The sequence below is a fragment of the Paenibacillus phytorum genome (assembly GCF_013141715.1).
GTDB classification, from domain to species: Bacteria; Bacillota; Bacilli; order Paenibacillales; family NBRC-103111; genus Paenibacillus_E; species Paenibacillus_E phytorum.
On sequence record NZ_WHOA01000075.1, the window covers coordinates 1 to 13374 of the forward strand.

11 protein-coding genes and 1 pseudogene are annotated in these 13374 nt (G+C 40.5%); 11 read left to right on the forward strand and 1 reads right to left on the reverse strand.

The genetic code is table 11. The features are described from left to right. The first annotated feature begins 235 nt into the window (after window positions 1-235). From GC098_RS10150 to GC098_RS10200, 11 genes are all read left to right on the forward strand, one after another. Window positions 236-2017: a sensor histidine kinase family protein gene (locus tag GC098_RS10150; protein ID WP_216625225.1), complete on the forward strand. Its 1782-nt coding sequence runs from the start codon at window positions 236-238 to the stop codon at window positions 2015-2017. Then, window positions 2017-3555, forward strand: a complete 1539-nt coding sequence (locus GC098_RS10155) for a response regulator (protein WP_171643061.1) — start codon at window positions 2017-2019, stop codon at window positions 3553-3555. Before GC098_RS10150 ends, GC098_RS10155 begins: the two co-directional genes overlap by 1 nt. A gap of 115 nt (window positions 3556-3670) precedes the next feature. Then, a complete protein-coding gene (locus GC098_RS10160; RefSeq protein WP_171643062.1) occupies window positions 3671-4942 on the forward strand; it encodes an ABC transporter substrate-binding protein in 1272 nt (423 codons plus the stop codon). Between the two features lie 88 nt (window positions 4943-5030). Continuing rightward, window positions 5031-5921 (forward strand): carbohydrate ABC transporter permease, encoded by an 891-nt coding sequence (locus GC098_RS10165; RefSeq protein WP_171643063.1) that lies wholly within the window; start codon window positions 5031-5033, stop codon window positions 5919-5921. Next, the gene (locus GC098_RS10170) at window positions 5918-6793 is read left to right on the forward strand and encodes a carbohydrate ABC transporter permease (protein ID WP_246358535.1); all 876 of its coding nucleotides are present in this window, start codon (window positions 5918-5920) and stop codon (window positions 6791-6793) included. The genes GC098_RS10165 and GC098_RS10170 overlap by 4 nt, the downstream gene beginning before the upstream one ends. A 57-nt stretch (window positions 6794-6850) precedes the next feature. After that, window positions 6851-7237 carry a polysaccharide deacetylase family protein gene (locus GC098_RS10175; protein ID WP_171643064.1) on the forward strand — a complete coding sequence of 129 codons (387 nt, stop codon included), beginning with the start codon at window positions 6851-6853 and terminating at the stop codon, window positions 7235-7237. Further along, window positions 7234-9423 carry a DUF5054 domain-containing protein gene (locus GC098_RS10180; RefSeq protein ID WP_171643065.1) on the forward strand — a complete coding sequence of 730 codons (2190 nt, stop codon included), beginning with the start codon at window positions 7234-7236 and terminating at the stop codon, window positions 9421-9423. Before GC098_RS10175 ends, GC098_RS10180 begins: the two co-directional genes overlap by 4 nt. Window positions 9424-9455: 32 nt before the next feature. Then, window positions 9456-10133 (forward strand): RraA family protein, encoded by a 678-nt coding sequence (locus GC098_RS10185; RefSeq protein ID WP_171643066.1) that lies wholly within the window; start codon window positions 9456-9458, stop codon window positions 10131-10133. Between the two features lie 48 nt (window positions 10134-10181). Next, window positions 10182-11249, forward strand: a complete 1068-nt coding sequence (locus GC098_RS10190) for a mannonate dehydratase (RefSeq protein ID WP_171643067.1) — start codon at window positions 10182-10184, stop codon at window positions 11247-11249. 17 nt (window positions 11250-11266) lie between these two features. Continuing rightward, window positions 11267-12046 (forward strand): glucose 1-dehydrogenase, encoded by a 780-nt coding sequence (locus GC098_RS10195; protein WP_171643068.1) that lies wholly within the window; start codon window positions 11267-11269, stop codon window positions 12044-12046. 327 nt (window positions 12047-12373) lie between these two features. After that, window positions 12374-12844, forward strand: coding sequence for an aldose epimerase family protein (locus tag GC098_RS10200; RefSeq protein WP_171643069.1), 471 nt, complete (start codon window positions 12374-12376; stop codon window positions 12842-12844). Window positions 12845-12973: 129 nt separating this feature from the next. On the opposite strand, the pseudogene GC098_RS10205 reads toward GC098_RS10200, so the two are convergent. Continuing rightward, window positions 12974-13246 (reverse strand): annotated as a pseudogene (locus GC098_RS10205) (DDE-type integrase/transposase/recombinase); the annotation flags it as partial. Window positions 13247-13374: the final 128 nt, after the last annotated feature.

The window sequence follows — 13374 nt, forward strand, 5'->3', positions numbered from 1 at the left end:
ATAGTTGAATAAATTGGAAACGGGGCAGTTCTATTCGGAACGCCCCGTTTATTTTGGCTAACAACTTCATCTTATCATCAATAGAAATTTAAACTTCCATATCTCCCACGCCAGTGCTACTTGATCTACGGTTGGATATATCTATAAAATGTATTGTCATATGTTACTCAATCTGTGGCGAAAAGCTTTAATTCATGATAACATAACTGAAAATTCTAGACATAGGATGGAGCCAATGAAAACTTTTTTCTTACGTACGTTAAAAGGGAGAATGATTTTATATTACTGTACAATATTCATTATTTTTATAGCGCTTCTTGGTGGTGTCACATATCAAATTTTCATGAACGTCATGACAAATCAGATTTTACATTACACGGAAAAGATTATTGAAGAAAAAAGAGGCAGCATTGATACGTATTTTCACCAAGTAGTCAATTTGGTCCAAATATCTGCCGGGAGCCAGGTGCTTCGTGACGCAATTAAGCAACAAGATAACCAGGACAGTATCTCAAAGCTCTTCTACCAAAGGCAAGTGAGTGATTATTTTACTAATATTCTTCGCTTTAATAGCAATATTAGTGATTTTTTAATTATTAATGAAAAAGGCTATATTTATGCCCAGTCGGGAGCAACAGTGAATAGTGCCTATAATTTTTTTGATCAGCCCTGGTTCCAGAAGATTACAAGTGATTACTTTTATGTTTATTTTCTAGGCGTGCATGCGAAGGATTACTATATCTTAGATAACAATAATGAAGGGAATGTCGTCTCTGCCATTGCACCAATTTATGATATCAATAGTGTGAGCTCTGATCGAAAGGTGTATCTGCTTTGTAATTTGAACGTTAAAGGAATAGAATCCATCAGCAACGAGACACAGCTCGAAAAAACGGGGTATATTACGATTTTGGATCAAAACAATAATCCGATCTATAAGAAGACGGGCGCTCAATTTTCTCTGGATTCTGAACTGGAGCGAACCAATTACTTTAATCAAGAAAGTGGATATTTTACCGTAGGGAATGGGTTGAAAAAATATTTGATTGTATACAAAACACTGAAAACAACGAATTGGAAGGTTGTAGCGTACATCCCCTATAGTGAAATGTATGCACATACAGACGCAATTCGTTATATGGTCCCTATATCGATTCTTGTAGTGATAGCTATAGTTGTCCTAGCATCCATTATAATTGCAGCACAAATTAATAAACCTTTGATGCGCCTGACAAGTAAAATGTATTTGATTGAGGGTGGCCACACAGATATACAGCTGTTCGATGATAGCACTGAGGAGATTGAAAAGTTAACTCGGCGGATCGATTCAATGATTGATAAAATAAAAACGCTTACCGAGGAGAATTTCAGTTATATCCTGCAGAATAAGGAAAGTGAATTGAAGATTTTATTAAGTCAGATTAACCCTCATTTTTTGAATAATACGTTGCAATCGATTAAAGCTATGGCAGTCATCGGGAAAACGAGCGAAATTAGTAGGATGGTTACTTTAATAGGCAATATGCTCAGATATGCGATAAACAGCTTCCAGGATGTGGTGACGATTCAGGATGAGATCGAGCATATTACGAATTATTTGAAGATCCAAAATTATCGTTATCCCGAAAAATTCAAGTTTGACATTGTCATATCCGATGAGCTACGAAGATCAACCACGCCTAAATTGATTCTGCAACCCGTGGTGGAGAATGCTATCCTTCATGCATTTCAACAACTGCAAGAAGGTAGGATTGAATTAACTTTCCAAGCTTTTAAACAGGGGATTGAAATTACTATTTTCGATAACGGCAGAGGTATGACTTCAGAGGAATTAGAAAAAGTGTCAAAACTTTCGAAATTTGATCCAGATGAAGCGTACAATGGGGGCGTTGGGCTGAGAAATGTTCATCAACGTATTCGTAACAAATATGGATATCCCTACGGAATAACACTTTCTTCCGAAATAAATGTAGGTACTACGGTAACCATCTTGATACCCAGGTTAGGAGATGCGTAATGATAAAAATGGTTATTGCCGATGATGAAATTTTGACGTTGGACATGCTGGAACATATTATTGATTGGACGAAGTTGGGTATAAGAATAGTCGGTAAGGCAACTAATGGAAAAGAAGCCATGGAACTCATTCATAGCGAAAATCCTGAGATCTTACTTACAGATATACAAATGCCACACATTGGCGGCATTGAGTTGATTAAGATGCTGGCACAATCGCATCCTAATCTTAAAATTCTCATTCTTAGCGCCTATGGTGAGTTTAAATATGCTCAGGAGGCCGTTCGTTATGGTGCCGCAGGCTATTTGGTAAAGCCTATAGATGAAGTTGAACTAGAAGAACTGATTGAACTATGCATTGGTTCGATTCATGAACGGATAGCCAACGAGCAAGAGGCGACGTATCGTAAGCTTTTGAACACTCGGAATGGAATTCCCTCAATTATTAAAAGAATGGAAATAAAAGGTATTCGTGAATATCATAATTATCGCGTGTTCATCATTCAAGCGGATCCCATTTCCGATAATGACCAACTTCTTCTTGAAGATCAATTGCCTTTCATTTCCGAAAGGGTTATACATATCATTCGGAAATACATTTCTGATCAATCAATCCCAGGGTACTTGTTTGAGTTTCAGGAGAAAGAGTGGATATGCATTGTTGAGCAATCGGATGGTTTTGCGAAGCAAATGATCCAGTTGCTCTTGGCGGAGCTCCAAATCAATGTTGTTGTCGGTGTAAGTACATTGAAGGAATCCTTAAAAAAGCTGTATGAGGCATATAACGAAGCTACGGATTGCTTAAGCTATCGCTTTCTTTTTAGTTCGGAAAGTGTATTAGAATACGAAGAATTGATGTTATCAGGTTCAGGTAATTCACATTTTCAGGAAGAAGTATTTGTACAGGTACAATCCTTAACCGAAGAGATTTTGGCAGATCCGCTCGGAAATACGGATTGGAAAAACAAACTAACGCGTATTTTACATGAGACAAACCATCATCCTGATGGTATTTACTCACTATTATTCGGCATGCTAGTAAGACTTCGAATGAAAAAATGGGAAAAAAAGATCGATCATGCGGACATCCACCCGGTTTCTTTTGAGGCACTAAAGAGTTATAAGTCGTTAGAAGCACTGCTCGAATATTTGGAACAATCGATTCAACAATTGGGTCATGAATATGAACATTTTTCAAACCACGGAAATGAACTAGTCAGTAAAGCAAAAGACTACATACAAGCTCATTACAATAAACAAATTACATTGGAATCCATTTGCGCTCACATTTCCATTAGTAAGAACTATTTTAGTTCCTTGTTTAAAAAAGAGACAGGGATGAATGTGTGGGACTACTTAACCATCGTGCGGATTGAATACGCAAAGAAACTGTTGGTAAAGACAACGTTGAAAAACTATGAGATTGCGGAACAAATCGGCTATGAAAACCCGAGCTATTTCACAAAGATGTTCAAAAAGCTCACTGGCTCTTTACCGCATGAATATCGAAATGACCCTAAGATAGAGCGAGGATCGTAATATTGGATCAGAAAGAAAGTAATATTATTTCTTCTGAGAAAGCGGTTTCAAATCTATAATGAACACTGTAAGCGCTATTATGGAAGTTTGAGATAAAAATCGAGGAGGGTTTTTTATGAAAAAAAAGGCTTCACTAGCTTCTCTAGCCGTAGTGTTACTTGCAACTTCTATTTCTCTAACGGGATGCGGGACGGGAAAAGAAACAGATTCGGGCTCATCAGACAAGAAAGTAACGATCCGAATAGCTTCGATTAATCGAGATGAAACTCGAAAAGCATTTATTGATATGGTCAAGGAGAAGTTCCCTAATATTACAATAGATTATAATTTTATTGACAATAACACATTTTCTGATGTGGTAACGACGCAGCTAGCGTCAGGTGCTGGTCCAGATATTATCGAAGGTTATGATATTAAATGGGTTAAGAACGGCTATTTATTGGACTTGACTGGTAAGGAATTCATCTCTAAGTTCACTGATAATGGATTAAAACAAGCGACCCATGAGGGTAAAGTCTACGGTATTCCGACAACAGGCTGGTTCGAAGGGGTTTTTTATAACAAAGAAATTTTCGATAAATATGGCATAAAACCACCAAAAACGTTTGATGAATGGCTGGCCATCCATGAAAAATTGAAACAAAACGGAGTGAAACCGCAAGCAATGGGTGCCCAATCTTGGGAACCGATGATGAAGCAATCGATGTCGATGGCCCTCAACGAATTTTATTCGAAACCTGAAAATAAAAATTTTGATCAGGATGTACAAACAGGTAAACGTAAGATTTCGGAATGGTCGGATGCTTTCAAGATCTGGGATGAATTGATTCAGAAGAAATATCTAACCCAAGATATGCTTGGTGTCACATATGATCAAGCGTTGGATGAGTTTGCTTCAGGTAAGGCTGCAATGTGGGAATCAGGACCGTGGTCCTATGACGCTATGATGAAGAAAAATCCGAATTTGAAGCTCGATATGTTCCCACTGCCGGGTAAAACTTCAACGACGGGATATTTAGTCGGTGGTCCTGGCATTCCATGGAGTGTTAATGCGAAGGGTAAACATCAAGCGGAAGTGCTGGAGATTTTGAATTTGATGGCTACACCAGATGCACAAAAAGCGTTAATGAAGAGTTACTTTGGACCTTCTTTCCTTAAAGGATTAGATAATCCAGAATTGCCTGCGCAATATACAAGTGTTAAAGATGCTTTCGTACAAGGTAGAGTATACGCTCCTTGGCCTTATTGGGGACCTATAGGCGGTTCTAACTTTATTACGGAATTGGGTAAATTGCTGCAAGATCGCCTTGCAGGTGATAAGACAATTGATCAAGTACTTCAAAAAGCAGATAAATTAACGGCTGACTTTATTCAACAAGCTAAATAATATGATGATCAAACAAGTGTAGTGAAATTTCAGGAGGATGTGTTTATGTGAATAACCACATCCTCTTTTCATTAATGAGGTGAATTTGATGATTAAGGGTATGCAATTTCGAAGAGATTTGGTCTTTATTGGATTCATTCTGCCGGCATTTATAGGCTATCTGATTTTCTATCTATATCCGATGTTTGCCACTTTTATTTACAGTTTTACAGACTGGACGGGATATCGAAAAGAAATAAATTTTGTTGGTTTAGATAATTTCGTGAAATTATTTCACGATGAGGATGTCACAATCGGTATTAAGAACTCGGTCATTTACGCGCTTGCCATGACCATCTTCCAAAATGGGCTTGCAATTCCTTTGGCGGTTGCTTTGCACCGTCCTTTAAAATCCCGAAATCTATTGCGTACAATCTTTTTTTTACCTGCCATTTTAAGTCCAATGGTCGTGGGCTTCTTGTGGAGCTATATCATGTCTGCAACAGATCACGGCGTTCTAAATCAGCTGTTGGTCAGTGTCGGCTTCAACAAAGTAAATTGGTTAGGTGACCCGGATTTAGCGCTTTACTCCGTTATTTTCACACAAATATGGCAATGGACGGGGTATGCCATGGTCATCTACTTAGCTAACTTGCAGGGGATATCGAAAGAACTGTATGAATCCGCAGGAATAGATGGGACGAATGGTTGGCAAAATTTTTGGTATATTACGCTGCCGATGCTAATTCCAGCCATTACCTTTAATACCGTCATGAGTATGATCGGTGGGCTTAAAGTATTTGATGTTATCTTTGCTATGACGCACGGGGGCCCAGGCCATTCAACAGAAACGATTGTAATGACGTTGATTACCAAAGGTATCACACATGCGCAATATGGATATGGATCAGCTTTTGCAGTTGTATTTTCACTTCTCATCATGCTAATTACGTTTATTCAGTTGCGAGTTTTGAAAAGATGGGAGGAGAAGTTATTTTGAACAAGCGTATGCTCTCTAGTCAAACACCACGTTCCTACTCCTATTTTAAAAAAGGGATCAAAGGTGACCACATACTGGAAGTTATCTTGATCATCATTGCGCTCATTACCTTACTGCCAATTTATTACTTGGTGAATACAACCGTACGTACGCCAGAACAGGTGATAGCAAGTCCGTTCGGTTTCCCAACGCAATTGGACTTTAGCGGGTATGTAAGAGCTTGGAACATGATGAATTATCCGAATGTGTTTAAAAATAATTTTATTATTGCTGTTGTTTCGGTCAGTGGTGTCATTTTACTATCCTCCATGGCAGCCTATGCTTTCGCAAGACGTCCTGGCAAATTGTTTAATTGGATATTCGTCTCGATCTTAATAGGAGTTATCATGCCTTACCAGGTGGCTACCATTCAACTATTTCGAGTGTTAACAAACCTACACTTAACAGATACTTTGTTAGGCGTTATCCTTGTCGAAATTTTCGTTTCTGTTCCTTTCAATGTTTTTTTAATTAAAAATTTCATAAATAGTGTGCCTATTCAGTTAGAAGAATCCGCTTATATAGACGGAGCTGGTGTATGGAAGACATTTTGGAGAATAACGTTCCCGCTTTTACAGCCAGTCATTGCTACATTGGCGGTTTTGGATTCATTAAGTGTATGGAATGACTTTTTTACCCCGTTATTAATTCTGCAAACGAGGGCAAAAGGAGTTATTTTACTCGAAGTCAATCGAAACGTGGGTCAATTTCAAACGGACTGGACGAGTTTTTTCCCGATGATGATATTGGGGGTTGCCCCATTAGTAATCCTGTACTTATTTATGCAAAAGTTTATTGTCGAGGGTGTCTCTACTGGAGCTGTTAAAGGCTAAAATACGATAGAATTCATAGGTTGTCGGATACTGTGTGAATGTTAGGAGGAGAGAAAAGTGAAATCATTAGAGAAAATTTATGTTGTTTTTAAAACGCACGTAGACTTAGGATTCACGGATTTAGCCAGCAATGTCCTAAACCAATATAAAGAAGATATGATGAACGACGTTCTAGCCATATGTGAAAAAACGAAGCAGGATGGACCGGACCATCATTATGTTTGGACACTTCCTGCATGGATGTTGAAGGAAAGCTTGGATATTCCTGATGTGGATAGGAAGAAAAAATTGGAGACGCTCATACAAAACGGACAACTTCGTTGGCATGGGCTTCCATTTACAACTTCGACTGAATTTTGCGGCACCGAAGAGTATATCAGAGGATTATATTTCTCGGAAAAGCTGCGTGACCAATATGGACATACGCTGTATCCGCCAAAATGACGGATGTACCAGGTCATACGTGGATGCTGCCTACATTCTTGAAAAATGCAGGCATTGAATTTTTGCATTTAGGCGTTAATTCTTGTTCCTCACCTGTCGATGTGCCTCGATTGTTTCATTGGGAAGGACCGGATGGAAGCAGGGTATTAACCTATTATTCCAAAGGCGCATACGGAACTGAGCTCACTCCGCCTGACGATTGGCCATACCCCATTTGGATAGCACTGCTGCAGACGCACGATAATATCGGCCCTCAAGATGGCAGTGTGGTTCAAGACTTGTTGGATGAGATCGCCAAGAAGTATCCAAATACAGAAGTTAAAATCGGAACGATGGATGATTTTGCTCTTGATTTTATTGGCAGAGATTTTCAGGACATACCAGTAGTTCGTAAAGATCTAGCTGATACATGGATTCATGGTATAGGCTCCTATCCAGAAGAGGTATCCCGTGTGCGGAGACTGCGTTCTGAGATTGCAACACTGGAAAGCTTATCAACGGTCGAACTGCTGCAAGGGGAACAGGGTGCAGATCAGAGTAATTCAATCGCAGAAGCTTATGAGCAAACGCTGCTCTTTGGCGAACATACCTGGGGAATCGATATTAAATCGAATTTGATTCCAGGCCGAAATAGTGAGCGCGCTTTTGGGAAAGAAAATATCGAGAAAGACCGAGTGAAGTTTCCTGCCTCTTATGAAAAGACAGAAGCATCTTGGGCAGAACAGAAAAACTATGTCGACCAAGCTCAAATAGCAATAAGTGAGGTTAAGCCTTTTACCGCAGTGGATTCTAATGTCATTGGTGTATATAACCCACTTGCCTGGGAACGTTCGAATTCGAAAATCATGTTGGATAACCGTAAGGGTGGCATCCTAAAGGACAGGGAAACGAAGGAATCTTATTTCGTAAATGAAGTCGGTGAAGTGTATATTGGTGAATTGGGGCCAATGGGTTACCGTACTTTTGAATATGTGGCGGGCACTGAATCTGATCCTACAGGCGAAATTGCGGTAAAAAACGCTGAGTACGCTATATTGGAAAATCATGCAATACGTATAGAGGTCAGTTCGCTGACAGGATGTATAACTAGCTTTTATGACAAGAAGAATGAGAAGGAATGGGCGGTAAACGGAAGGTTCGGTCAATACGAATATGATGTTTACGGTAAAGAGGAAATGCTGGATTATGTAAAAAAATATGCTTACGATTTAACGGACTGGTATATCAACGATTTTAGTAAACCAGGATATCCACGAATCGATCATAAGAGTTACGTGGTCCATAAAACCGATGTGAGGATTTCTAATCGTGGTGGCTGTGGATTCATTGAAATTAGCTTTCGTACACCAACAGAAAGTTACGAGGACTTTGGGAACGGCGAAGAAATTAGTGTGAAGATTAGCTTAGAAGAGGGACAATCATTTGCTGATATTCAGGTGACTGTTTGGCGGAAAGCATCTTCCGCATTTGCTGAAAGCGGTCATTTTACGTTTGCACTTAACGCTGATCATCCGAAATATCGTTTTCAGAAATTGGGCAGTGTTGTGAATCCAATTGATGATATTGAAAAAGGTGCAAATACGCGTCTTCATTGTACGAGTCTATGGGTTGATGTACAGGATGATCGTTTCGGATTGGCGATCATGCCAATAGACACACCGTTATTTTCGATCGGAGAGAAAGGCATTTACAAGTATTCGAAAGAGTACGTACCACAACAGCCGATCTTGTATTTCAATTTATTTAACAATCAATGGGGAACGAACTACCCGCAATGGATCAGCGGCACTTTCCAATATTCATTCCGAATAGCACCACATGCAGGGGATTGGAAGACAGGTCGAGTTCAGCAGCTTGCTGCAGAGGCGTTCACGCCGCTTCATGTAACAACCGGATGGAATCCTAGTGCGCCTAACCAATATCGTTTCTTGAAGGAAGAAGTCGAAGGGATCCACATCTTAGCCTTCAAAAAGGCTGAGCAGGGCGATGCCTATATTTTACGATTCCAAAATGTGTTGGACTTGCACACATCGGTGAAGATTCCATTGGTTGAATCTATTGAAGATGTATCTGAATGCGACCTTGTCGAAAGAATTAAGGAAACTGAAGTAGACTTCAGCAATAATCATTTCACCATAACCATGAATCCCTTTGAAATTAAAACAATGAAGATTCAATTTGGATAGATTTCAACAATATGTATAGAGGAGCTCAAAACATGAATCTTACAAATGTAAATTCAATTGCAGGCTACGATTTCGATTTCTTGGAACAAAAATTATATTCAGCAGTAATTGGCGATATTTTGGATGATCTTGGTTATCGGAATCAAACCTTCGGTGCAGGACTCCGCTTACTTGATCCTAATTTGAAAATAAGTGGACGCTCTTTCACCGCACAAGCAACTAAAGTATTTTCGATTCCCGCAGAGCCTTATAAGCTGCAAATGGAAGCTATCGACGCCGTTTCGCACGGAGAAGTGTTCGTCGTTTCTACAGGGGCACCTGATGAAGCTGCTTTCTGGGGCGAGTTGATCTCTACAGCGTGTCGAGCACGAGGAGGCAGAGGTGCAATCGTGGATGGCTTAAACCGAGATACCGCCAAAATCTTGGAAATGAAATTTCCTTTGGCTTCAAGAGGTCAAGTTCCTACGGATTCCAAAGGCCGAGTCGATCTTATTTATTATCAACAAGCCATTGAGATTGATGGTGTGCGCATCCATCCTAGTGATTACGTGTTTGCGGATATCGACGGTATTGTTTTCGTTCCTCAAGAAATAGAGGAAGAAGTGATCCATAAATCGTTGGAAAAGGTTGAAGGCGAGAACTTGGTAAGGAAGGCCTTACAAGACGGAATGTTATGTACAGAAGCCTTCAAAACATTTGGGATTCTATAAGAGTAAATCAAACATTTTCATTTTATTTTGCATATAGGGGCTGTTGTCATGAAGCTTGGTCTTGGATTATATCGTGATAGATTGACGAAAGACAATTTCCAGTTTGCCAAACAAGCCGGATGTACCCATATCGTTGCTCATTTGGTGGACTACTACAATGGTGTCGAAGGTTTACCATCAACGGATAAAAACCGCAACATGGGGATAGCAAGACACAACGAAGATATATGGTCATATGAAGGCCTTCTCGCCTTAAAAAAATCAATGAATGAGGAAGGATTAGTATTCGAAGCCATCGAGAACTTCAGTCCTGCGGATTGGTACGATATCCTGATGGATGGCCCGACGAAAAAGGCACAGATCGAGCACTTGAAGCAGATCGTCCGCAACGTAGGGAAAGCTGGAATTCCGATTATTGGATACAATTTCAGCATCGCTGGCGTTTGGGGACATGTGAACCGGCCCGTGGCCCGGGGGGGAGCTGTCACTGCGACATTCAATCTCCAGGAAGGCCCAGAGGAGTCACCAATTCCGCACGGGCAAATTTGGAATATGACGTATGATTTTAATGCGCCAGAAGGGTCTATCCCTCCGATTTCTTCCGCTGAGCTGTGGGAAAGACTCGCGTATTTCCTTCAGGAGCTTATTCCCGTAGCTGAAGAGGCTGGAGTAAGATTAGCGGCTCACCCAGACGATCCACCAATGCCTACTATTCGCGGATATGGACGTTTAGTGAATCAGCCTCAATTGTATCAGAAGCTGCTTGATATCGTTCCGAGTCATAGTAATGCGTTGGAATTCTGCATGGGTACCTTACAGGAAATGACCGAGGGTAACGTTTATGAAGCTATCGAACAGTACAGCAAGCAAAATGCTATAGGTTATGTCCATTTTCGCAATGTAATCGGCAAAGTGCCGAATTATCAGGAAGTGTTTGTCGACGAAGGCGATATTGATATGATCAAAGCGCTTCGAATCTATAGGAAAAATAATTTTGATGGTGTTTTTATTCCAGATCATACACCGCAAATGACGTGTAAAGCACCTTGGCATGCTGGAATGGCGTATGCACTTGGGTATATGAAAGCTGCACTTTCAATCGTGAATAACGAGTAAAGGATTGGAGGGATCGTATGTTTGCAGACTTAAAAGGCAAAGTAGCAGTCATTACAGGTGCTTCGAAAGGGATTGGACGTGGTATTGCGGCTCGCTTTGGGCAAGAGAAAATGAAAGTAGTCGTTAACTTTCATCATGATTCTGAACAAGCCGATACCGTGGTAGAAGAAGTGAAGAGGGCCGGGGGAGACGCCATTGCTGTTCGTGCCGATGTAAGTAAAGAGGATGAAATCAAACGGCTTATTGAGGTGACTATAGAAACATTCGGTTGCCTTGACGTTCTCGTCAATAATGCGGGCATTCAAACTACCTGTCCATCTCATGAATTAAGTTTGGAAGATTGGCACAAAGTCATGGATACCAACTTAACAGGTGCTTTTGTTGCTTGTCGTGAGGCCATCAAATTCATGCTGGCACATAACATTCAAGGCAATATCATTAACGTGTCGAGCGTCCATCAGAAAATTCCAAAGCCTTTCCATGTTCATTATGCTTCAAGTAAGGGCGGATTACGGCTGTTGACAGAGACGCTCGCGCTCGAATATGCCCCCCACGGTATCCGCGTTAATACCATTGCACCTGGTGCCATTGCTACGTCAATGAATGAACATATTTTGTCTGACCCGGAGCAGAATGAGGTCGTGCGTTCGCTCATTCCCATGAATCGAGTAGGCGAACCCAAGGAGATTGCATCTTCTGCCGCATGGCTGGCTTCGGAGGAAGCTAATTATGTAACTGGAATTACGCTCTTTGTCGACGGTGGTATGACGCTGTACCCGTTCTTCTTGAAAGGATAAGATCAATATGGATTATTACCGATTATGGTTGTCGCGTTCATGATCAGTTTACCTATATGGGTATGAAGACCCTTGTTTTGGAAAATGAAAATATAAGGCTTTCCATCTTTATTTACCGACATCACCTGATTCTCAGTCCACTTTTATTGATTATTACATTGGCGGATGGCAGGAGATATTTCCGAATGGAGGTGTCAGCAGCTCGTATCATGGTACCCAATTTGGTCAGCATGGGGAAGTGGCTCATATGCCATGGTCATACTCAATTGATATGGATACATTGGATAAAGTTGTGGTTTCGGTAAACCATTTTTAGAGCCAGGGTGTATGATCCGACTGCCGGAGAACGTTAAAGTTATTGTTGATGAACTGGATGTCCCTCAGGATAAGACTGCACGAGTCAAACGTGGAATCTTGCAAGAATGGCCAGGGGTGGAGGAACCGTCAGGCAAAAAGTTAGATATATCTATTCTTCCGCCTAAAGGCACTCCTTCGGAAATTGTTTATCTGCAAGGATTTAAAGAAAAGGGATGGTACCAAGTTGAGAATGCACGGCTTGGTGCAGCGATTCATGTGGAGTGGGATACAGAAACGATGCCTTACTTGTGGTACTGGCAGGAATTCGGAAGTACAGCAGAGTACCCTTGGTTTGGCCGGCATTATAATATTGGGTTAGAGCTGTTTTCGAGCTATCCGACTCATGGATTATCCGAAGCAGTGCGTAATGGATCGGCGGGGGATATTCAAGGAGGAGAGACTCGGACGTTTTCGATGTTTGCAACTTTATTGGAATTGTAGAAATTTTTCTGTAACAAACGAACTGTCGGGATGATCTATCTTGACGGTTTTTTATTTTTACTATGAATTGAACGGTTTTGGTGAAAGGATTTAAAAAAAATCGCAGTTACCCGACAAACTATACTTTGTCTATGCCACTAAACCAAATATCTTATTGAGCCATTCAACAGCAGTGAGGACATTCGAATTATCATCGGCCTGCCCTTTCCTTATCATATGTAAAGCCTCAATTCCCTTTAACGTCTGATCCGCTGTAAGAAACGATTTGAAACCAAGATTTGGTTTTGTAATTTTCTTTATGAACCGGTGATCTTGCTCCACAATGTTGTTTACAAACTTTGTCTGTCTAATCAAGGTTTCTTTTGGTAAGGATTTCTCACTTATTAATTCTTGTATGGCTGGTGGATATGTTCTAAAAGGTCTTCAATACCAATTCATTCAAAGACGAACTCGAAAAGTTCTCAAAATAAGGGATAGGCTTTGAACATTTTCGATCATTTGTGTTAGAATGAGTGAAAATACAGGGGGTG

Bases quoted from the DNA above. Each gene is read 5' to 3' on its own strand.
- GC098_RS10160 (WP_171643062.1), top strand. From the start codon at position 3,671: ATGAAAAAAAAGGCTTCACTAGCTTCTCTAGCCGTAGTGTTACTTGCA.
- GC098_RS10180 (WP_171643065.1), top strand. From the start codon at position 7,234: ATGACGGATGTACCAGGTCATACGTGGATGCTGCCTACATTCTTGAAA.
- GC098_RS10200 (WP_171643069.1), top strand. From the start codon at position 12,374: ATGATCCGACTGCCGGAGAACGTTAAAGTTATTGTTGATGAACTGGAT.
- GC098_RS10185 (WP_171643066.1), top strand. From the start codon at position 9,456: ATGAATCTTACAAATGTAAATTCAATTGCAGGCTACGATTTCGATTTC.
- GC098_RS10195 (WP_171643068.1), top strand. From the start codon at position 11,267: ATGTTTGCAGACTTAAAAGGCAAAGTAGCAGTCATTACAGGTGCTTCG.
- GC098_RS10165 (WP_171643063.1), top strand. From the start codon at position 5,031: ATGATTAAGGGTATGCAATTTCGAAGAGATTTGGTCTTTATTGGATTC.
- GC098_RS10190 (WP_171643067.1), top strand. From the start codon at position 10,182: ATGAAGCTTGGTCTTGGATTATATCGTGATAGATTGACGAAAGACAAT.
- GC098_RS10155 (WP_171643061.1), top strand. From the start codon at position 2,017: ATGATAAAAATGGTTATTGCCGATGATGAAATTTTGACGTTGGACATG.
- GC098_RS10150 (WP_216625225.1), top strand. From the start codon at position 236: ATGAAAACTTTTTTCTTACGTACGTTAAAAGGGAGAATGATTTTATAT.